12 protein-coding genes are annotated in these 21591 nt (G+C 46.9%); 7 read left to right on the top strand and 5 right to left on the bottom strand.

Going from position 1 to position 21591, the window contains the following annotated elements:
• Nucleotides 1–232: 232 nt before the first annotated feature.
• Both QNH28_RS15020 and QNH28_RS15025 read right to left on the bottom strand, forming a co-directional pair.
• Nucleotides 233–1999, bottom strand: coding sequence for a cache domain-containing sensor histidine kinase (locus QNH28_RS15020; RefSeq protein ID WP_283907403.1), 1767 nt, complete (start codon nucleotides 1997–1999; stop codon nucleotides 233–235).
• Complete coding sequence (locus tag QNH28_RS15025) at nucleotides 1992–3233, bottom strand: response regulator (RefSeq protein WP_283907404.1); 1242 nt, start codon at nucleotides 3231–3233, stop codon at nucleotides 1992–1994. Before QNH28_RS15025 ends, QNH28_RS15020 begins: the two co-directional genes overlap by 8 nt.
• A 307-nt stretch (nucleotides 3234–3540) precedes the next feature.
• Between QNH28_RS15025 and QNH28_RS15030 the strand changes: the two genes are divergently transcribed.
• The 5 genes from QNH28_RS15030 (at nucleotide 3541) to QNH28_RS15050 (ending at nucleotide 14760) form a co-directional block, all read left to right on the top strand.
• A complete protein-coding gene (locus QNH28_RS15030) occupies nucleotides 3541–5718 on the top strand; it encodes a beta-galactosidase (RefSeq protein WP_283907405.1) in 2178 nt (725 codons plus the stop codon).
• Nucleotides 5719–5775: 57 nt separating this feature from the next.
• Nucleotides 5776–7947: a GH92 family glycosyl hydrolase gene (locus QNH28_RS15035; protein WP_349655066.1), complete on the top strand. Its 2172-nt coding sequence runs from the start codon at nucleotides 5776–5778 to the stop codon at nucleotides 7945–7947.
• 194 nt (nucleotides 7948–8141) lie between these two features.
• Nucleotides 8142–9230 carry a peptidylprolyl isomerase gene (locus QNH28_RS15040; RefSeq protein ID WP_283907407.1) on the top strand — a complete coding sequence of 363 codons (1089 nt, stop codon included), beginning with the start codon at nucleotides 8142–8144 and terminating at the stop codon, nucleotides 9228–9230.
• A gap of 25 nt (nucleotides 9231–9255) precedes the next feature.
• On the top strand, nucleotides 9256–14187 hold the full coding sequence (locus QNH28_RS15045; RefSeq protein WP_283907408.1) for an S-layer homology domain-containing protein: 4932 nt from the start codon (nucleotides 9256–9258) through the stop codon (nucleotides 14185–14187).
• Between the two features lie 231 nt (nucleotides 14188–14418).
• Complete coding sequence (locus QNH28_RS15050; protein ID WP_283907409.1) at nucleotides 14419–14760, top strand: MerR family transcriptional regulator; 342 nt, start codon at nucleotides 14419–14421, stop codon at nucleotides 14758–14760.
• A 184-nt stretch (nucleotides 14761–14944) separates the two neighbouring features.
• On the opposite strand, the gene QNH28_RS15055 is transcribed toward QNH28_RS15050, so the two are convergent.
• Nucleotides 14945–15802, bottom strand: a complete 858-nt coding sequence (locus QNH28_RS15055) for a class I SAM-dependent methyltransferase (RefSeq protein WP_283907410.1) — start codon at nucleotides 15800–15802, stop codon at nucleotides 14945–14947.
• A gap of 29 nt (nucleotides 15803–15831) precedes the next feature.
• On the bottom strand, nucleotides 15832–17466 hold the full coding sequence (locus tag QNH28_RS15060; RefSeq protein WP_283907411.1) for a glycosyltransferase family 2 protein: 1635 nt from the start codon (nucleotides 17464–17466) through the stop codon (nucleotides 15832–15834).
• 110 nt (nucleotides 17467–17576) lie between these two features.
• Here QNH28_RS15060 and QNH28_RS15065 point away from each other — a divergent pair, with 110 nt between their 5' ends.
• A complete protein-coding gene (locus tag QNH28_RS15065; RefSeq protein ID WP_283907412.1) occupies nucleotides 17577–19208 on the top strand; it encodes an alpha-helical endospore appendage domain-containing protein in 1632 nt (543 codons plus the stop codon).
• Here the strand turns inward: QNH28_RS15065 and QNH28_RS15070 are convergent.
• A complete protein-coding gene (locus tag QNH28_RS15070) occupies nucleotides 19205–20281 on the bottom strand; it encodes a glycosyltransferase family 2 protein (RefSeq protein ID WP_283907413.1) in 1077 nt (358 codons plus the stop codon). The genes QNH28_RS15065 and QNH28_RS15070 overlap by 4 nt on opposite strands.
• A gap of 181 nt (nucleotides 20282–20462) precedes the next feature.
• Between QNH28_RS15070 and QNH28_RS15075 the strand changes: the two genes are divergently transcribed.
• The gene (locus QNH28_RS15075; RefSeq protein ID WP_283907414.1) at nucleotides 20463–21542 is read left to right on the top strand and encodes a glycosyltransferase family 2 protein; all 1080 of its coding nucleotides are present in this window, start codon (nucleotides 20463–20465) and stop codon (nucleotides 21540–21542) included.
• Nucleotides 21543–21591: the final 49 nt, after the last annotated feature.

A 21591-nucleotide genomic window follows, 5' to 3' on the forward strand; every position in this document is an offset into this window, starting at 1 on the left:
TCGTCCATTGCTGTCGCTGATTCTATTTCTAGGGGCATTCTACTACGTTATTTTCTGCTGAACGGCTAGCCCACAGACGGTTCGTTCTCTCCTCCGTTTTGAACAGAATAACTATTTACACTACTCAAACGTAAAAAAAAATAAATCGCTCTTTATGAGTAAAGTGAAATTACCACCTATTTCTCAAAAAGATCGATTTATTTATAGTGTCCGCATTCATTAACAATCCTAGTTAATTGGGCAGCTCCTTCTTCAAGCTAATCGTAACCGTGGTGCCTTGCCCCGGAGTGCTGGAGATACTTAGCCCATATTGAGGGCCGTATTCCAGCTTGATCCGCTCGTCCACATTTCGCAGGCCATATCCGCTCTGGAACAGCACATCTTCCTTAGCTTGACTAAGTGTCGCACCGTTGGCAAAGCCGACTCCGTCATCAGTCACTGTAAAACGAATCTCATCCTCCAGCAGCTCTCCTTTAATCCAGATTCGGCCCATGCCACGTTTCTCGCTGATGCCGTGTTTGATCGCATTCTCTGCGATAGGCTGGAGTATCAGCTTCAGAATGCGGACCTTGCGCAACGATTCCTCAATGTCGTATTCAATCTCGAATTTGTTCGGGAAACGCATTTGCTCGACCGTTACAAAGCTCTCCACCAGGCGAATTTCTTCGTCGACGGTGACGAATTTGTCGCCTTTATGCAGGCTAATCCGAAAAAAGGTCGCTAGAGAAGAAATGAGCCGCTCGATGTCGGGCTGTTTTTTCAGCCGGGCAATCCAGGCAATCGCATCCAGCGTGTTGTAGAGGAAATGAGGATTGATCTGCGATTGCAGCGCGGTCAGCTCAGCCTTGCGCTGCTTTTCTTTTTCCTCGTCTTTCTCCAGCATTAATTGGCTAATCCGTTCCACCATCTGATAGTAGCTGTTCTCTAGCTGGAAAATCTCATCGACCTGTGCCCGCTGCTCATAGACAGCAGCTAAGTCTTTTTTGCCAAACAGACTCAGCTTCTTCTTCAAGTTCAGTAGTGGAAGGGTGATTTTGGCTGCTAGAAAGAAGGAAAGAAACAACAGGACAATAAAGGTAACGCTGGCGAAAAGAAGAGCATTTCGATTACCCTTGGCGATCCCCTCAAGCAACTTGTGGCTGGAAATCACACTGGTGAACTCCCAGCTAACGCCAAGCGTCTCCAGCCTTGGATTCAAAGGATAAGTAGCAATGATGTAAGAATTCCCGTTATCTGACCAGGTGCGATAGCCTTCTTTCTGAGCCGGACGAAGAGGTGCGTTCTCCTCCAGGAAATTGCCTAAGAGCCGCTTGTCAGGGTGTGAAATAATCCGATCACGGGAAGTCAGGAAGGAGTAGCCGATGCCAGTGAAGCTGGAGGAATAAAGATCCGCCAAGGCGGCTTCTCTGACATAGATGATGACGACCCCGATATTTTGTCCCGTATTGAAGTTGCGGAATTGCTGTCCGAAAGGAATATAGGCATTGCCATCACCATCCCGTTTAATCTCGCCGACAACAGGCATGCTGCTCTCCTGAATGCGTTTGATGAACAAGGCTTCGGGAACCTCGAGCATTTGCTCCTTGGACTGATAAGAATAAAGCATATTATCATTGGTGTTGATAATTACATTGCCCACCAGATCATTCTGTGCCAGCATACCGTCAATGATAGCTCCAATCCGTGATTCCTTATCTGCTGCCGGCAGGGAATCATTATTAATAATTTGGTAAATGTCGCTGTTCACTAGAAATCGCAGAAACAACATCTGAATGTCATCGACCATCAGCTCCACACTGAGACCAATCTGCCGTTGAGTCTGGACGACATGACGGTACAGATCCTTTTGCAGATAGGTATAGGAATAGAAATTAAAGATAACAAGCATCAGCACCAGATGCAGCGACAATCCCACTAACAGGACAACAACAATCCGACTTTTGATTTTGAACCGCCGCATCCAAGAATCAATCCGGTTGGCCATCGTTAGCTTAACCATAGGTTTTTGCGTATTCGCTCGGCGGTATGCCCGTCATCTTTTTGAAAATCTGGCTAAAGTATTTGGAGTCGGTGAAACCAACCTGATTGCCCACCTCATAGACCCGGTACATTGGATTGCGTAGCATACGTTTGGCTTCTTCAATCCGATATTCCGTCAGACATTCATAGAAAGTCTTGTTCAAATCTTTGCGGAATAGATGCATTAAATGGGTTGGACTGACGAACACCGCAGCAGCAACCATCTCCACGGTAATGTTCCCAGCATAATGCTCCCGGATAAAAGCGAGGGCGTCTCTGATTTCACGCCGGCATCGAGCTCCGGCCTCTTCCTCAGCGTACAACACGCGTTCAATACCAGACAATGCACGCTGCGCAGCAAGCACAGCCTGTTTATATGAATCTACGATTCCGTTCCATTCATCAGTTGGTTTGCCGATGCCAACGCTAAGAGCCTGGCCGAAGTGCTGCTGGCTCCATTCCGATAGCTGCTTACCTAATCTGCGGGCTGAATCACTGGCAAGCTCAGGTTCATCGGTTCGGAGAATCATAACCCACTCCAGATGACTATCGCGGAATAGACAGAGCTGTTCAAAAGAATACGCTTCCAGAATAACCGCTGCTTCATCCTCCAACGCTTTGCCTATATCAGTTCCTTGAAGACCATTATCAGCAGGGAAGGCTATGGACAGCGGCAGCATAGCTTTTCCTGGTTCCAATTGCAGCTCCAGCAGCTTTATTTTGCTGGTAATGAATTCCTTGCTATGCAACTGGCCATGCAGTAAATCCTGCCAGAATTGTTTGGATATCGCGGCAATTTCCTCATTAAGCTGTGAATATCGCTTGGAGAGTTGCTTTTTCCCCAGGATTTCATCGCCAACGCTTCGTACTGTACCTGCGAGTTCTTCTATATTAATGGGCTTAAGCAAATAGGTGGAGGCGCCATAACGCAAGGCAGCCTGCGCATATTGAAATTCGTCATAACCGCTAAGTACGACAATGCCAACGAGCATGTCCTGCTCCCGTATTTTTTCGATAAGTTCAAGACCGTTCATATACGGCATACGGATATCGGTAATAATCACATCTGGGCGGTGCTGTAGTGCAAGCTCCAAACCCTCCTCACCATTGCTGGCTTCTCCTATGATCTCGACGTTGTATTCTGCCCAGTCTATGGTTTGGGTGATGCCCATACGGACCAGATATTCATCATCTACTATAAGCGCTTTCAACATTGGCCTCACCTCGAAGTAGTTTCTAATATGTCTTACAGTCATTATAAACATGAAACCTCTTTTAGAGGAGCGGTAATTTCTTAGTTGTCAGGATCACAAACGATTTCGCAGTATGTTCACCGGTGGCTAAGTACAAAAATGTCCGCATAGCGGAAGTTCTAAACATTTCAACAGCTTAACAAACCGTTTCATAGGATTCTATCCTAACTTTTTCAAAATGTACTGTGATAGACTTTAACCGTAAAAGAGCGGTAAGCGCTTTTATAAATTCATAAAATCGAAATTGAACGCTGTAGGAGGAGTACCCTTGATACAAAATTCATTTATTCCATTCGGGTTTCAATATTACCGTTCCCCAACCCCTTTTCGGGATCAATGGGAGAAAGACCTGAGCAATATTGCCGGGCAGGGCTTCAATTGTGTGAAGTATTGGGTGCAGTGGCGCGCCAGCGTGTCCAAAGAAGGGATCTACCAGTTCGATGATATTCAGGAGCTGATGGATATTGCTCAGCGGAATGGCTTAAAGGTCATTTTGAATGTGATTTTTGATGTGGCGCCAGCCTGGTTTTATAAAAAATATCCTGATTCCAAAATGATCACAGCAGACGGTTCCGTTCTGGAACCAAGGGCTATTAACTGCCGCCAGATTGGCGGAGCACCTGGACCTTGTTATCACCATGCAGCTGCGGCGACGGAGAAGGCTAAATTTCTGTCGGAAGCAGTTAAGACTTTCAAGGATCATCCTGCACTCTGGGTGTGGGATTTATGGAATGAGCCTGAACTGACGACAGGAATTAAGCGCAAGCTGTCTTTTGATAACCAGGTATGTTATTGCGAGCATTCAGTGCTGGCATTCCAAGAATGGCTTAAAAATAAATATATTACCTTGGAAGCCCTGAACGAATCATGGCAGCGGACTTACGGAAGCTGGGAAGAAGTAGAGACACCGCGTGGACAAGGTGTATTTAATGATTTGGTGGACTGGCGTCTGTTCATGTCCGGTACTTTAACGGATGAGCTGCGTAGCCGGGTAGAAACGGTGAAATCGCTGGATTTGCTACATCCAGTTATGGCACACACTGTGCCAGCTCCTATTTTTAATATGATTACAGCGGGTTCAGACGACTTCAAGCTGGCTGAGCCCTGTGACCTGACAGGCAATAGTCTAGGGTCCTCAGCTTGGTCGGCTGATTTACTGATCTCTGCCGCCAAAGGCAAACCGATTATCAACTCAGAGATTCACGCGCTACCGGGCAATACAGCGATGAAGCCGCGCCAGCCGGAGCTGTGGAAAATGAAGCGGCATATTCTGACCCCACTTGCTCGTGGCATTACCGGATTTCTTTTCTGGCAGTACAGACCTGAGGTATTGGGGCAGGAAGCCCCGGCTTGGGGAAGTGTATATTTGGACGGTAGTCCAACTCCATGGTACAAGGATATGGCCCATCTAAATAAGCTCGTACAAAGCAACAAGCAAGAGCTGATGCAGGCAAAACGGCGTGGGGACGGGATTGCTATTCTGTTCAGCCCACAGAACCAAATCGCCAACTTTGCGGCACATGATCATCTGGACACCTATAACGATTCACTGCAAGGGGTTCATAAACTACTACATGAGCTCAATTATAAAGTGGAGTTTCTGCATGAGACGGATGTTACCGAGGAGACATTGGAACAATACCGCTGCCTGTGGATGCCTTATCCGCTGTATCTGAGCCGCAAACTGTGTAACACCCTGCGTGAGTGGGTGGAAAAGGGAGGCATTTTGATTTCGGAATGCTCCTTTGGAGCGCTTCAGGCAGAGAATGGCTGTCACAGCTATACAGTTCCCGGTTATGGATTTGACGAAGTCTTTGGGGTGCGTGAGACTTGGATTCATTCGGCCGAGAACCTGGATCATAGCTATCATCAGGTAGCGTTCGAATCACGGACAGCGATCCCAATACTTAATGTCATGAAGCATAGTAAGGAAGCGGAAACAGCAGCGGACGATAAGGCACAAGGCTCGTATTACAAATCGGATATTGAGCTGCAAAGCCAAGTGAAGGTCCTAGCCGACTTTGCCGAAGACCACATGCCTGCGCTAACCTCCGCCGCATATGGTAACGGGCGTGCCGTGTGGTTCGGCACCTTGCTTGCGGCTGCTTACTGGCAGGATGGGCATTCTGGAACGCTCCAGTTGGTGCGCGATCTTTTACAGCAGGAATTGAAGCTACAGCCAAATGTGCAGGTAAGCGGAGGTGTCCGCGCTGATCTTTCCGAGTGGGAAGTCGAACAAAACAGAGGAGCATTCCTCTATGTTCATAATGAAGGGAACGAGTTGGCCGAAGCCAGAGTTACGCTGCCTGCCGTTTATACTTATGCTGAACCGTGGTTTGACAATGGGAATGTCAGAATTCAGCCAATAGATTCGTTGAAACCCTCAACGACAACCCTGACTATGAAAGTGGAAGCTGGAGATGTTCAAGTATTTCGATTATCTTAGCCGGCAACTGATAAGGCCGGAGATTATAGAGCTGGTGAAAGCCAGCCAAAGGAGTGTATCCATTTGGGTTTGTTAGATTATGTTAATCCATTGCAGGGGACTAAGTCGGATTTCCGCTACTCACATGGCAATACGCTGCCGCTTACAGCGATGCCATTTGGCATGGCGGCTTGGAGCCCGCAAACCCATGAAGCAGGAGGGACCTGGTTCTTCCATCCACACCATCGCCACCTGGAGGGCATACGATTAACTCACCAGCCCAGTCCTTGGATCGGAGATTATGGACATCTAACGCTGTTGCCGCAGACTGGACCGCTATTGCTCAGTCCTGGTTCGCGCTCTTCTTCCTTTAAACCGGAAGAGATGCAAGTGTCCCCACACTACTTCGGTGTGTCTCTTCAGCGATATCGTACCCGACTGGAGCTGACCCCTACAGAGCGCTGTGCAGCGATAAGAATAACTTACGCTGATGGGCAGCAGAACAGGCTGATTATAGCACCGCTAAAAGACGAGTCACATCTCACCTTTCAACCGGATAAACGTAGGATTATCGGCTTTACAAGAGGCCATACTGCCGGGGTTCCCGATAATTTTGCAATGTATTTCGTCATTCAGTTTGATACGAATATTCTTATAGAAGAGTCGGGAATCTTTGACGGGGATTATCAGCCTATGGGCACATATGAAGGAACTGGCGAAAGGCTGGGCGCATACGTAGGATTAGCCGTACCGGAATCCGGTATAGTAGGAGTGAAATGCGGCACTTCTTTTATCAGCAAGGAGCAGGCGCTGCTGAATCTGGTCCGGGAAATCGGCGAGAGCAGCTTCGGGGAGATTTTGAGCAAAGCAGAGGCAAGCTGGGAAGAACGACTGGGCTGCATTGTTGCCGAAAGCGCGGATGAAGAGAACCTCCACACCTTTTACAGCTGCATGTACCGAATCTGCCTGTTCCCGAGAACGTGGCATGAATATAACGAGCAGAACGAGCAAATTCATTACAGTCCTTTTAACGGCAGCATTTGCCGGGGGCCAATGTATTCAGATATTGGACTGTGGGATGTATACCGGACTAGCTTCCCGTTATACAGTATCCTGTTTCCATCCTTGCTAGGCGAAATCATGCAGGCTTGGACATTAGCCTACGAGGAAAGCGGCTGGCTGCCGAAGTGGTTGTCGCCGGGTGAGCGCAGCGCCATGCCCGGCACATTGATCGATGCGGCTGCGGCAGATGCCGTGGTCAAGGGAATCGGTGGCTTCGATGCAGAGAGACTATATGAAGGCTTGCTGAAGCATGCAGATCATCCGTCCACAGATGAGAAGCTGGGCAGACGGGGGCTAGAAATATACTTGAAGCATGGCTATCTGCCGCATGATCGTTTTCATGAAAGTGTAAGCAACACGCTGGATTATGTATACGGAGATTTCTGTATCGCCCAAATAGCCAAAGCACTCGGAAATATGGATGATTATAAACGTTTTATGGCCCGGGCGCAGAATTACAAGCTGCTGTTTGATCCAGAGGTTGGGTTTATGAGAGGACGTAACGAGGACGGCACTTGGGAGGAGGGCTTTGATCCTCTCGAGTGGGGTAACCCGTTCTGTGAAGGTGGAGCTTGGCAAGGGAGCTGGGCAGTGCCCCATGATTTCCCGGGATTAGCCAGTCTGATGGGTGGCGAGGAAGCTTTTGTTCGGCGTCTGGACCAGTTGATGGCCGAGGAACCGATTTTTAAAGTGGGTTCTTATGGATTAGAAATTCATGAAATGTCGGAAATGGCCGCGGCCGATCTGGGGCAGTTTGCCATCAGCAATCAGCCCAGCTTCCATATTCCTTATATTTTCGCCAGACTCGGGGCATTGTCCAAAACACAATACTGGGTTCGTAAAACCATGGCTAAACTGTTCAACAGCGGAATGGATGGATTGCCCGGCGACGAGGATAATGGCAGCATGGGTGCCTGGTATATTTGGAGCGCCATCGGTCTGTATCCGTTAAGTCCCGGAATTCCCGAATATGTGCTTGGCAGCCCCCTATTTGATAAAGTAACGATTCAGCTTGAAAATGGGCGGCAATGGGTCATTGAAGCGGAGAACAATAGCCCCACTAATGTGTACAGTAAATCGATCCACTGGAACCATGCGCTTTGGGTGCAGCACTCTTTGCCTCATGAAGAGATTATCAAAGGTGGAGTTCTGAACTTCAGTATGTTTTCGGGGGTAGACCGTTCCTAAATTAATTCAAGGCAGTCCGGAATGTTCCGGGCTGTTTTTTTGTTTTTATAATGGAGCGAAATCGCTATTTTAGGGCAAATCGTGAAATGGCAAACCATTTCGCAGCATTCCCGCCTATTTTTTCAAGGGTAACATGTCTAATATCGAAGAGAATGAAAGCGCTTAATAAGAATGCGGAGAGGAGGAATCAACTTATGACTTTAAGGCTTCATTCCAAAAGAAATCGACTTATCGCTATTCTGACCGCTTTATTAGCAGGAAGCCTGCTGCTGATTGGCGCGATAAAAGTGCAGGCTCCACAAGCAGAAGAACCACTTCTGATCCTTAACGGACAGGAGGTCACTGCAGCGGAGTTCAGCTGGCATCTTCAAATGAATCGGGCACTGACTGCTGATTATTTTAAACAGACCTACGGCGCCGACTATTCAGAGAAATTCTGGTCTACCGATTATTCCGGCGAACAACCAATCCAGAAATGGATGAAAGAATCCCAGACTCAGCTACTGACGAAGAGGGTGGAACTGCAGCTTGCTCAAGAAGCAGGGGTGGTATCGAACATCAGCTTTGAAGGTTTTCTAAAAGGAATGGAGCACGAGAATCAACGGAGGAGTCAGGCGGCAGCGAATAAGGAGGTGGTGTATGGTCCTCTTCACCTGGACGCACAGGCCTATTACAGTTATTACATGAGCAACCTTGAGGATGCCACGATTGAGGCAATGCGCAGCAACGGAGTTATCGAGATTTCAGATGAGCAGGTAAGGCTGGAATATGAAGCAAATCTAGTTGCTAAATATTCTCGTCCGGGAGCTATACGTCTTGAATGGGCGTCACTCCCCTTTGGTCCTGAAACAGAATACAAAGATCAGCAGGGAGCCATGAAAAAAATGGAATTGCTCCGGGCAGCAGTAACAGAAGAAATAGGATCAGATACAGGCATCCATCAGCAGTCAAAAGAGTTTGGTGTAAACGTCGACGAAGTAAAAATAACAAGTGCTTCACGACGAACAGCAGCTCTGGAAAATCCTAAGGTATTGCTTACCGCAGAACAGCTGGCTCCGGGACAGATTAGTGGCTTGTTTGTTGAAAATGATGCCATCCATCTACTTTACTGCCTATCGGTAGAGGATGCAGGAGCTATACCTTTCGATCAAATGAAGGATGCTATCACACTTCATTTGGCGCAACAGAAGTTTAGATCCATGGTGGACGATAAGCTATCCAAAGCTGTCCCAGAATGGAATTACCCAATGGCTGAAAGACTCGCAAACCAAGCCATTCAATAAATGCTCAAGGGGGAATAACACAACAATGTTAAAAAAACTCGCAAAATCACTACTAATGATGGTGCTGATCTTTACGACAGTGTTCCCAGTAATGGGTGCTTCTGCCCATGCTGAAGAGACGTATGCCGATGATTTCTCGGCACTGCCAGCAGCGGAGTTACGTTCGGAGAATTGGTTGATTGACAGCAGTAATCCTCAATTCTTCGGCGGAGACGCCACACGGTTGGTCAGAACATCTACGGATACCGGCTATGCCGTCTATTCATTAACAGGAATTCAGTCATTTACGCTTCAGGCCTATTATTTCTCCGGTTCAACGGCCGTAATCAAGTTTTACGGATCGAGTGATGCGACAGCGTGGACGGAGCTTCCAGCCATTAATGACAGTCCCACAGCAACCGGTTCTGGTTGGTATGGAACAGTCTACACACCCGCAGGTGCACTTCCGAATGATGTCAATTATCTCAAAATCGAGATCAGCGGCGACCTCGATACTTGGCTGATGCAGCTTGGACATCTTACACTCTCCAATGTATCACTTGCACCTCAACTGATTAATGATGAGCTTGATGACGTTTCACAGCTGTATGCATTCAGTACAAATTGGTCTTTAGATACAAGCAATCCCTCTTTTTTTGGTGAAGATCATTCTCGTGCGGTGAGAACAGCAGATTCGGCAGAATCACTTGTGTACCATTTGCATAATTTGCAGCATTTCATTGTCCGCCTACATTCCTTTGCCGGGTCTAGCGGAAGCATCAAGTTCTATGGTTCGGGGGATGCATCCACCTGGACAGAGATTTCAGCAATATATGAAGCTCCACAATCCACAGGAGATGCAGCTTGGACAGGGACGAATTATACCCCAGCACAAGGGATTGCTTCCGGCATTCATTATTTAAAAATCGAGCTCAGCGGTGATTCCGCCCCCTGGCTGATGCAGCTAGGATCGGTCTCCTTGTCTAACCGCTTGCCTGGAGATGGAGGGAACAGCGGTGGAGACGGAGATTACTACGTCGATTCATTTGCAGGCAGCGACAGCAATGATGGAAAAACACCGGAGACAGCCTGGAAGACCTTCTCTGTAGTGAACCAGACCACCTTTGAGGCTGGTGACCGAATTTTGTTAAAGAAGGGTGGAATCTGGAACGAACAATTTTATCCTAAAGGCAACGGAACAGACGATAAACCGATAACAGTCACTGCTTATGGGAGCGGGAGCAAACCGATTATCAATGGTGGAGGCATGGCCGGAGCAGCTGTATACCTACGTAATGCCTCAAACTGGGTGATTCGGGGTCTTGAGGTTACTAATTATGCTTCCGAGAGAGGAACGGTTTACCGGGAAGGCATAATGGTGGAGAACGCAAACGGAGGGACATTAAGAAATATCCGCATCCAGGATAACTATGTTCATGATGTATCAAGCAGCTTCCGTTATCCGACAGTTTCCGGAGCTGAAGGGGGTCCGCATGCATTCGGTGGAATCTCCGTATATGTGGGCGGAACGACGGGCACAGACAAGTTCGATGGGGTATGGATCGAAGGTAACATGGTAGAACGAATTGGACGGACAGGAATTGTGGTATGGGATCAGCGTTTTAACGGTACCGACTTTGCTACGGTCAATGTTACGATCCGCGAGAATTACGTTAAGCAGGCGGATAGCGACGGCATTCTCACCTTTGGTGCGGACGGAGCGTTAATTGAGCATAACATAGCAGAAGAAGGTGGGAACTACTCCGAAGAAGGCGAGTTTAACGGCTCAGCTGCAATCTGGCCAACTCGGGGCAAGAATAATACAGTGCAGTTTAATGAGTCCTTTAACACAAATAAACCGGAAGGAGATGGTCAAGGCTTCAATCTGGATATCGATACCATGGACAGTGTAGTTCAATATAATTACAGCCATGGAAATAAGGGTGGATTTATGCTTTTTGTCGATGCTCATTTGACTCCAGGAGTGCTGACCGGCTCCTCTAATAATGTAGTCAGATACAACATCAGCCAGAATGATCTGACGCATACGTTTAATTTTGCAGGTGGGGTTACGCCAGATACGCAAATCTATAACAATACGATCTATATCGGCACTGGGCAAAACACCAAAATAATCGACCATGAATGGGACGACGCGGGAAATATCAACGCTCCCTATACGTTCAGGAACAATCTGGTCTACAACCTTGGACAGGGAGGTTATAATCTGCCCGGTGTAAATGGCAGCTTCGACCACAACCTGTTGTATGGAAATCATCCAGTAAGCGAGCCGGAAAATACGAATCCCGTCACAACGAATCCGCTCTTGGTTGCTCAGGGCAGCGGAGGAATTGGCTGGAATACAGTGGACGGTTACAAGCTAAGAGAAGGCTCCCCTGCGCTTGGGGCCGGTGCAATCATTGCAGACAACGGAGGCCGTGACTATTGGGGAAACTCAGTTTCAGCAGAAAATCCGCCGAATATCGGAGCCTATAATGGACCCGGACTTGATCCTGCCACACTGCCTGAAGCGCCTGTAGATGATCTGCGATTATATTTTCAAGGCTTAAAAATTGCTCCACATATTACAGATGGTATTAGCGGGGATATTTCACTGCAACTTCAGTTTACAAACAGTTCTGGAGCAGACCCTCTGAGTATTAAGAAAATTTCCTGGAAAATAGGGGAAGGAAGTGGCCAGCTCAGCGGTAGCGAGTCGCAACTAGCCGAAATCGCTCCAAATAGCAAATTCACTTTTCCAATTCCCTTGCCCGGATTCTCTGAAGGCGTTAAATATCCTCTTGAGTTGACAGTTGACCTTGAAGGCTATGAGACAGTTCACCTCAAGCAAAACATAGATATTAACCGGATGCAGCATCAGACAGATACAAGAAGTCCCGCTTTGATTGATCTTTCGGATGGAACACCTTTGCTTAACGGATATAACGGTGCAGATGATCTTAGCGGAACAGCGCAACTGCGCTGGGACGCGGATAACATCTATTTGACCGCCGATATCCGTGATGATGTATTCAGCCATAATGCTTCCGGGATTAATATTTGGCAAAATGACAGTATTCAATTCAGCCTCGCTCCCGGTGTACCGGGCGATAGCCAATCCTGGTATGAATACGGAATATCGCAGACGCCGGAGGGGCCGCAAATTTATCGTTGGCTGTCTATGAAGGGTGCCGCTACCGGAGTGTTGACCAAAGGAACACTAAGTGTAACCCGAGATGAAGCGACTAAGATTACCTCATATGCACTGGCACTGCCTTGGAGCGAAGTAAGTCCAATTCGGGCAGCGGTTGGCCATATCTTGAGCTTCTCGATGTTAGTCAACGATAATGATGGCTCGGGCCGCAAAGGTTATATTGAGTGGGGTTCAGGCATTGGCGCTGCGAAGGACGCGGCACTCTTCCGCACCTTCCAGTTTATGAATGTCAAAGATGAAGAGGAGACACATCCGAGTGATAATGCTGATTTGAGCTTTTTGAGTATAGATGGTTCAGAAATTCCCGGGTTTGACCGTAACAAATTGACCTATACAATTAATGTGCCCTTTTCTAAAACAGCTGTGACTGTTACAGGGAGACTGTTAGATCCGAAAGCCAAATTAACAGTATCTGGCGGAAGTGAACTTAAAGTAGGAGAAAATAGCGTCAGCATCAAAGTTACAGCCGCAAATGGAACAACAACAAAGACCTACACTTTGAAAGTGGTACGGAGTGCAGACAGCGGGGGAACAGATACGCCCAGCAGTTCGTCCGGCAACAATAATGGCGGGAACAATAGTAACAATGGAAACATTGGAGGGAAAATAGTTAATCCAATGAATATAATCTCAGCCGGCCGTATTCAGATTCAGGATTCACCTGATGCTGAAGGAATGCGCCTTGCACAGCTTTCCACTGGAGAAATTCAAAAAGCAATGAAGGGTGTGCAAGGTGGTGCTTTGGCACTTGAGCTTACTAAATTAGATGCCACAGCTAAGGGTGTAACCTTTCAATTGCCCGTGACCGAACTGAAAGAGAATGTTACCTCTCTTACAATAAAAGCAGGTGCAACCACTGTAACGCTGCCAATTGATAAGATGGGGAGCAATATTCCGGAGGGTTCCAAGCAGTTGGAGCTATCCATTCATTTTGTTGAACCTTCAACCCTTTCTGTTGCCTTAAAAGAGAAATGGAAAACGCATGCTGTGTACCGGATCTCCTTGATAGTAGACGGAAAACAAATAGAAACATTAAGTCAAGCTGCGGCAATGAGGGTATCGTTTGGATATAAATTGAACCCTAGTGTAGCGCCACATCAAGCCATCGTCTATTCAGTTACCAATGAGGGTCTGGCGAAAGTGGTTAAGAACTCCAAATACGTATCAGGCACAGGCAGCATCACGTTTACAACGCGTAGCTTCGGCCTCTTTGCTGCTGCTAATACAGATATTCACTTCTCTGATGTCAAATCAGACTCTGCCGTTATCCTAGAAGCGCTAGCTTCCCGTGATCTGGTTCATGGCACAGGCGATGGCAAATATGAGCCTGCCCGCCAAATCACCAGAGCGGAGTTTGTTCAATTGCTGGTATCGGCGCTGGATCTTCAGGCTGAGAACAGCAGTACTTTCACAGATGTGAGTTCAGACGCTTGGTATTACCAAGCTGTCTCAACGGCTCAGGCATTAAAGCTTGTTAACGGACGCAGCGAAGGCTTATTTGGCGCAAAAGAACCGATTACTCGTCAAGAAATGGCTATTATTTTGTTCCGCGCTCTGAGCTTAGCTGCTCTTCAGCCGGTTCCCTCCGGTAATACCGCAGTCTTTGCTGATCAAAAGCAAATCGGAGCTTTTGCCACGGAAGCGGTTGAGCACCTGCAGCGGACAGGAATTATCAACGGTTATACCGACGGAACCTTCAGACCACTGAACATGACCACCCGTGCGGAAGCAGCTGCTTTGATTTACAGAATCATGGGATTGTAATCATCACTAAAGAGCTGGAGCCAAGTGTATTGGGCTTCGGCTCTTTTTTCTTGCATAGTATGGATCATTAGGTAACGAAACACCAGGATAAAGTATATTTAGCTCTTATTAGAACAAACGGGGCAGGATTGTTTAATCACTTCACGAATACTTTTTAGGAAGAACGAGTTGACAATGTCTGTAAAAAGGATGCTAGCTACAGGAGTTGAATTTAAATAAGTGGAGGGAATTATGAAAAATCTTAGTAACGTTATTTGTTCTGTAATCTTAGGAATTGCAATCATAACTGGTTGTTTTATTATTAAAGGAAGTCAACCATCCATAAATGCAACAAAAAATAATGAAATCTCTAATAAACCCTTAATGACAATTCAAGAAACTGCTAGATATTTAAACATAACTGAATCTCAAGTTCGCAAGATTATTTTTACTGAAGAAACCATGCTGAAAACACAAGGCTCATATACCGGGGTGTTGTTTCCCATTATTAAAATAGCTGATGATATTTTAGTAAGTTCGTCCGCTTTAAAAGACTGGATAAAAGAATCCGTACAACAAAGAAAAGAATTTTAAAATACCGAGCGACTTCTGTGAATGGCACTTTTTAAACTTTGTGGAGGGGATTTCAATCTATGTAATGAATCATGCCACAGGAATTCGGGATACGCTAAAAATATAAGGGTGTTTAAAGACTGTGTTGATCTAGTATCTACAAAAAAGCTGAGGATCAATGATCCTCAGCTTTTTGCGATATATATTATTCTTTCACTCTGGCCACACAACATATTTCATGTCCGCGACGTTCGCCTTGCCATCTGGCCAAAAGCGTCATTCGTTCCACAAATGGAGTATTTGGTCCATAGAGAGGATGTGCATCGATCAATACATCCGAAGCGGGAACCAGCTGCCGCGTAAATATCGAACTGATTTCAAATCCAGCCTGATTGAGTAATTCACGCACATTAGCGTCCGTGTAATGATACAGGTGATCGGGCTCAATAAATAACGGTGATTCAGGTCCATAGATTTCGTTGGTTAATGAATGGCTGTTGGGAATACTGAAATATATTTTTCCTTGCGTTGTCAAAAGCTTACGAATATCCTTCAAAAATGCAAATGGATCGGAGATATGCTCAAGTACATGCCAGAACACTACCGCATCATAACGGGGAAGATCAGAGTTATCAGACGCGTCATCATCCTGGGTGCTTTTCCATTCATCTTTAACTAGATCCACACCGTATTTATATTTGGCATAGGCTCGTGACATTTGTGAGGGTTCAATGCCAACCGCTCTCCAGCCGCCATTTCCAGCAGCATGTAAAAATTCACCTGTTCCAGAGCCAATCTCTAGCAATGCTCCTTTTTCTGGACTGAACATTTCCAGTAGCATTAAATTAAACAGAGCATGGTCGGAATAGGTAGCTTGAGCATATTTTTCACGCATTGCAATCCATTCCGTATTATAAATATCTGCGATTAAGCCGGTTGTATCTACCTCCGCAATATTCGCTCTAAAGATAAGACCGCAGTTGCCACACTGCATCAGCGTAAACGAACTATATTCATGGAATACGGCGATGGATGGAGCAGGGCCACACAAAATACAATGCATATAAAATACACCTCCGTTATTTATTCCGCTTACTCTTCCCAGATCAATAGCTTAGGATTAGGATCGAGGATCGATTCATATTGCTCTTTCCAGCCAAAACGGGCGTTCGGATCAAGGCGCAAGTAGCGTTCATGTTTTAATTCTCTTAGTGTAGGGGTGTACCATCCCCAATGCTTAATGCGATATTCACTCAGCTCAAAAGGGCGGGTTAGGATGTTCTCTGGAAATCTGCCGCAGTGTAATGGTTGCTCTCTCCAGTTGTAGGGGCAGTTAGGGCGGTACCGAAGTAGAAAAGGCCGGTAATATTGATGGGACTGCCAATAGCTGTCACTGCGGAAATGTGTCTCTGACCACATATCGTACAACCGGAAGCAGATGACATCTTTTGAAGTTGAAGCGATCAGTGGTCTGACAGCGTCTGCGAAACCGTCTTCGAACATTTCATCCGCGTCAATATTTAGAATCCATTCAGGGGAAACGGTAAGCGTCTCTTTCCATTGTTGAAGGCGCAGGGCGGCTTCATTTTCAAAAGATGGTGTCTCGTTACGGATCAAACGCAAGGGGATACCCTGCAACACTTCCCGGCATAAATCTCCACTGCCGTCTTGACTGCCATCATCAATAATTACCGCCTCATCAATGAACCCTCGGCAGCTCTGTAGTACCTCAATTAATTTGCGATCTGCCTCATTGTATACTGTCATTGTCAAAGTTAATTTAGGCTGTGTCCGTTGGAATACAGGATTGCCTTTGTCTCCGCGAGATTCAGGAAACTGACTGCTTTTAACTTCTGAAAATGGGAAATGGTAACGACTTGATGTTTTTAGGGAGGGAATTTGAATATTACCAGCACTGGTGGATGTTGCAGACTGAGCCATGAAGATTTCTCCTTCTTCACGGTCATGCTCTCGGTACAGATGAAAGGCTGGGTAGTGGGTGTCCACATAAAGTGGAAAACCCATTGCTGCAGCACGAATGCAAAAATGTCGATCTTCTCCCCAAAAAGTAATATTCGGAATTTGACCGAAGTGAACACCAGCTTCCAGAACATTTCGCCTAATCAACGTACAGGCTCCCAAGCCACCTACTTCATATAAGCCCGGCACACGCAGCTTATCGAGAAACTCCTGCTCTGCTATGTGCTGTTGCTCTTCCGTTAACATTTCCCCAAATCTATTCTCGTACAGATTGTAATTGTCGCTCATCCATACCTGTGGTAGGAGGCTGCCTTCAGGCTGCCACCGAGTCCAGAATATTTCTGAAACAATATCCTTCCCAGTGTTCTCAAGTCTGCATAACGTAGAAGGATGCAGGAGTAGATCAGAATCGATCAATAACAACGCATCATAATTCAATTGAAGCGCTGTGCCGATCAGAGCATTTTTATATCCCGCCACCTTCCATACCAGCTCAGAGGGCCAATAATGCGTATACTCATCCTGCCTTTTGACTGTATTTTTGGAGCCTTGAAGGAAGGGGAGAACTCTTTCCTGATGTTTTTCCGCAAAAAGCTCTAGCAGCTCACTAGATGCTGCCTGATCATTATCATCAACAAACAGATAATCAACGGTATAGTTATCCATATGCAGTCGCTCTAAGGAATTCAGGAACAAATTTAAGGTCTCCGGTTGCTGATGTACTGGGCTGGCAGCTAATATTCGCACAAGCTTTAATCCCTCCAATCTTACTTTTGCATTGAACTAGACACCAGCTTATTTCTATTTGAATAACATTGATTACAGAACAGCTTAGAATGAAAGGAAGTGAGCAACTGATGTTTGGATGGACGCCTGGTGTCATAGATGAAAATACGATTAATCTATTGATGGCGGGCATAGCCTTTCAGGAGCTGTCGCTAAGTCATGTGATCAATGCCGAAGGTGAAAAAATCCAAGCCGCCATCGGAACACTTCCCGGTATTGGACCAGCCGCTATCTCGATAAGTGATCTACTCGCAGTGAACAGCAGTGTAAATAATGTGCTTGACTGTGTTTTTATACAAGAGCTAATTCTACTAGCTCAATTGCAATGCCTCCTGAATCCTTCCGGTTGTACCGGGTCGACTGGTTGTTTTCCATTCGGTATTACGGGAGCAACAGGTACGACTGGGGCCACAGGAGAAACTGGAGCTACTGGTGCAGCAGGTGTAACTGGAGCGACAGGTGCGACGGGTAGCACAGGAGTAACCGGTGCTACAGGTACGACGGGTATTACTGGTGCAACTGGAGTTACAGGAGTTACAGGAGTCACAGGTAACTCAGGCGTAACCGGAGCTACGGGCATAACGGGTAACACGGGTACAACTGGAGCCACGGGAGCGACTGGCACAACGGGCAACACAGGTACTACCGGAGCCACGGGAGCGACTGGCACAACAGGTAACACAGGAGAAACTGGAGCTACTGGTGCAGCAGGTGTAACTGGAGCTACAGGAGCGACGGGTAGCATAGGAGTAACCGGTGCTACAGGTACGACAGGTACTACTGGTGCAACTGGAGTTACAGGAGTTACAGGAGCGACGGGCATAACAGGTAACACAGGTGCAACCGGAGCCACAGGGGCGACTGGCACAACAGGTAACACTGGCGCAACCGGAGCCACAGGTGCGACGGGTAGCATAGGAGTAACCGGTGCAACAGGTACGACAGGTACTACTGGTGCAATGGGAGTTACAGGAGCGACGGGCATAACGGGCAACACAGGCGCAACCGGAGCCACAGGAGCGACTGGCACAACAGGTAACACAGGCGTAACCGGAGCCACAGGAGCGACTGGCACAACAGGTAACACAGGCGTAACCGGAGCCACAGGAGTTACAGGAGCGACGGGCATAACAGGCAACACAGGTGCAACTGGAGCCACGGGTACAACAGGTGCAACAGGTAACTCAGGTGTGACCGGAGCAACTGGCGCAACGGGAACGACAGGCGCCACTGGTATTACTGGTGAGACAGGTGCTACAGGCGCGACTGGCGCGACTGGCGCGACTGGCGCAGCAGGTGGTCTGGCTAGTGCACTCAGCAGGACGAACTCCGGGGCAACAACGATATTGCTCGGAGGAGCCATAACTTTTGCTACAGCAGGTGCGTCGACAGGGACTTTTATAACGGTCGTGAGCAATACCACATTCGGTTTGACACAGCCGGGGTTATATAAAGTTACTCTAGTACTAAACACCGCCCTGACTACTCTGCTGGCAACAATTACTCCATCGTTTACAGGTACCGCGGCACCTGCACCGGGAAGCTATTCCTTTCCATTAATTGCAGCAGGGAGCAGTATTGTTGCCGCATTCATGTTCAGGGTGACTGTCGCAGGAAATCTGCAATTTCTAGTTAGCGGAGTCACGTTGTCCTTATCCGGTGGAACAAGCGCCATGGTCGTTATTGAATATATTTCCGCTTAAGACGATAGAGGGAACAGGCCAGCTAATCTCGCTGAAGCATCTTCTGAATAAGCAGCCCGTTTCATCAGCTCACTACCTTCCGCAAGCCTTCCAAGCTTAATTAAGCAGACAGCTAGATAGTAACGGGCATGAGTGTCTCCAAGACCTTTTAGAGTAAGATACTTCTTTGATGCATCCCCAAGTTCCAGACATTTCTCCAGCAGATGATAAGCTTCAAGTACTAGATCTTTTTGCAATAAATACATCGCCTTGTAAAATAACAGATCCACATAATCGGGGTATAATCTTATCGCGTGCTCTATACCCGGCCAAATCCCCTCTATACCTCCATGTGCAATTAGGATGTCATATTTCTGTTTGTACAATAAGGCTGGCGGAAGCTGGCTTTGACCTAGAAATTCAACAATGGATTTATTCACTTGCACAAAAGCTTCCTCAAAACGATTTAACCGAGTGTACTCACTGGCCAGATGATAATAAAGCCAGGGGTTCGACTTCCCGGAAGCAAGCTCCTGCTCGAGTAACTTCAGGTTTCGTTCTACCTTCCCCTTAATTCTCACCGTGTCTTCAAGGTAACCATAGTGATGAATTTGGAGGGGAAGCAGGACAGGTGTCTCGTTCAACTGTGAGCCGTCACTATGTACAAGCGTTTCGTGAATATTCCCGTTGAAGCAAAGACCAAGTCCATTTCGAAACAAACGTACCTGTGGACATAAATATATTGGTTCAGGAAGCTCTTGGCTAACGCCGGTATAGTTAACGACCTGAAGTGCAGCTATGGCAGCATCTGTCTCCAGTAAGTTGTCACGTAATGATCCGGGATCAGACTGCTCCAATACTTCATCTGCATCCAACCAAAGTATCCAGCGCCCCTTTGCCTTAGAGATTCCTTCATTTCTTGCGTCCGCGAAGCTGCCATTCCAGCTTTTACACCACACAGAAGCTCCAAAAGAGCGGCAAATCGCAGCTGTCCTGTCGGTTGAGCCGGTATCAATGACAATGATTTCATCTACAATATCTTTAACACTCTGTAGACACTTGCCAATGCTCGCTTCCTCATCCCTTACAATCATGCACAACGACAACAGCGGGATTCCCACTTTCCGCTCCTCCTAATATAAATTTTTAGAAAGCTATACTATAACTCTATTGAAGTTAGCCTTTCTTTATGATCAAGTGAGACGAGCATATTCTATCGAGATTGACAATAGAATGAAAGAAATGAAACCCACTCCTGATCGGAGGCACCTCCCGATGATTACAATAAGCTTGTGCATGATTGTAAAAAATGAAGAAGAAGCCCTACCACGATGTCTGAAATCCGTTGAAGGTTTAGTGGATGAAATCGTGGTGGTGGACACCGGATCCACAGACCGGACTATCGACATCGCCCGCTCTCTCGGAGCCGTTGTATACGAATATAAATGGCAAGATGACTTCTCGGCAGCAAGGAATTATGCCTTTGCTCAAGGCACCAGTGATTATTTGTTCTGGCTGGATGCCGATGATGTCTTAGAGGAAGCCGATGCAAACAAGCTGAAGAGCTTGAAGAATAGTATGACTCTGGATTATGACAGCATCACTATGGACTATATTCTCTCCTTGTCTGAAAATGGACAGCCCTTACACAGATTAAAGAGAAACCGTTTAGTACGAAGGAATAGGAAATTTCAGTGGATCGGGTTTGTCCATGAGTATCTTGCGGTGAGCGGTCAAGTATTCCATAGTGATATTGCAGTGACTCACAAAAAAAACAGAGCCTACTCCGAACGCAACCTTCAATTGTACTTAGGGCAACGTGATAGGGGAATGACTTTTACTGAACGTGACCAATATTATTTCGGAAACGAACTATTGGATAATGGCAGAGTTAGTGAGGCTGCAGAACAATATGAGTTATTTCTAGCGCTGGAGCAGGGATGGGTTGAGGATAAGATCGCAGCCTGTCACAAACTGGCCGATTGCTACGGTCGACTGGAGCAACCAGAAGAACAAAAGCTTGCGCTGCTGCGCAGCTTGAACTATGACGCGCCACGTGCAGATTTTTGCTGTAAGTTCGGAAATTTCTTCATAGAAAAAGAGATGTATGAGACTGCCATCTACTGGTTCAGGCAGGCGACTTTGATGGAACCACCGCGAGATGCAATGAATTTAGTAGATTTATCTTATTGGACTTGGCTTCCTCATCTTCAACTCTGCGTTAGTTATGACAGACTCGGTAAACACGCAAAGGCTAAGTATCATCACGAATGGTGCAAAGTCCATTACCCAAATCATCCGAGTATTATTTACAACGAAGCTTACTTTGCTGAATTAGCTGCTAAGCCCGGATAATGTGCTCCGCATCCGGTTATTCACACACATCTCGGACCGAGAGGAGAGC

The organism is Paenibacillus sp. G2S3 (genome assembly GCF_030123105.1).
Lineage (GTDB): Bacteria > Bacillota > Bacilli > Paenibacillales > Paenibacillaceae > Paenibacillus_AQ.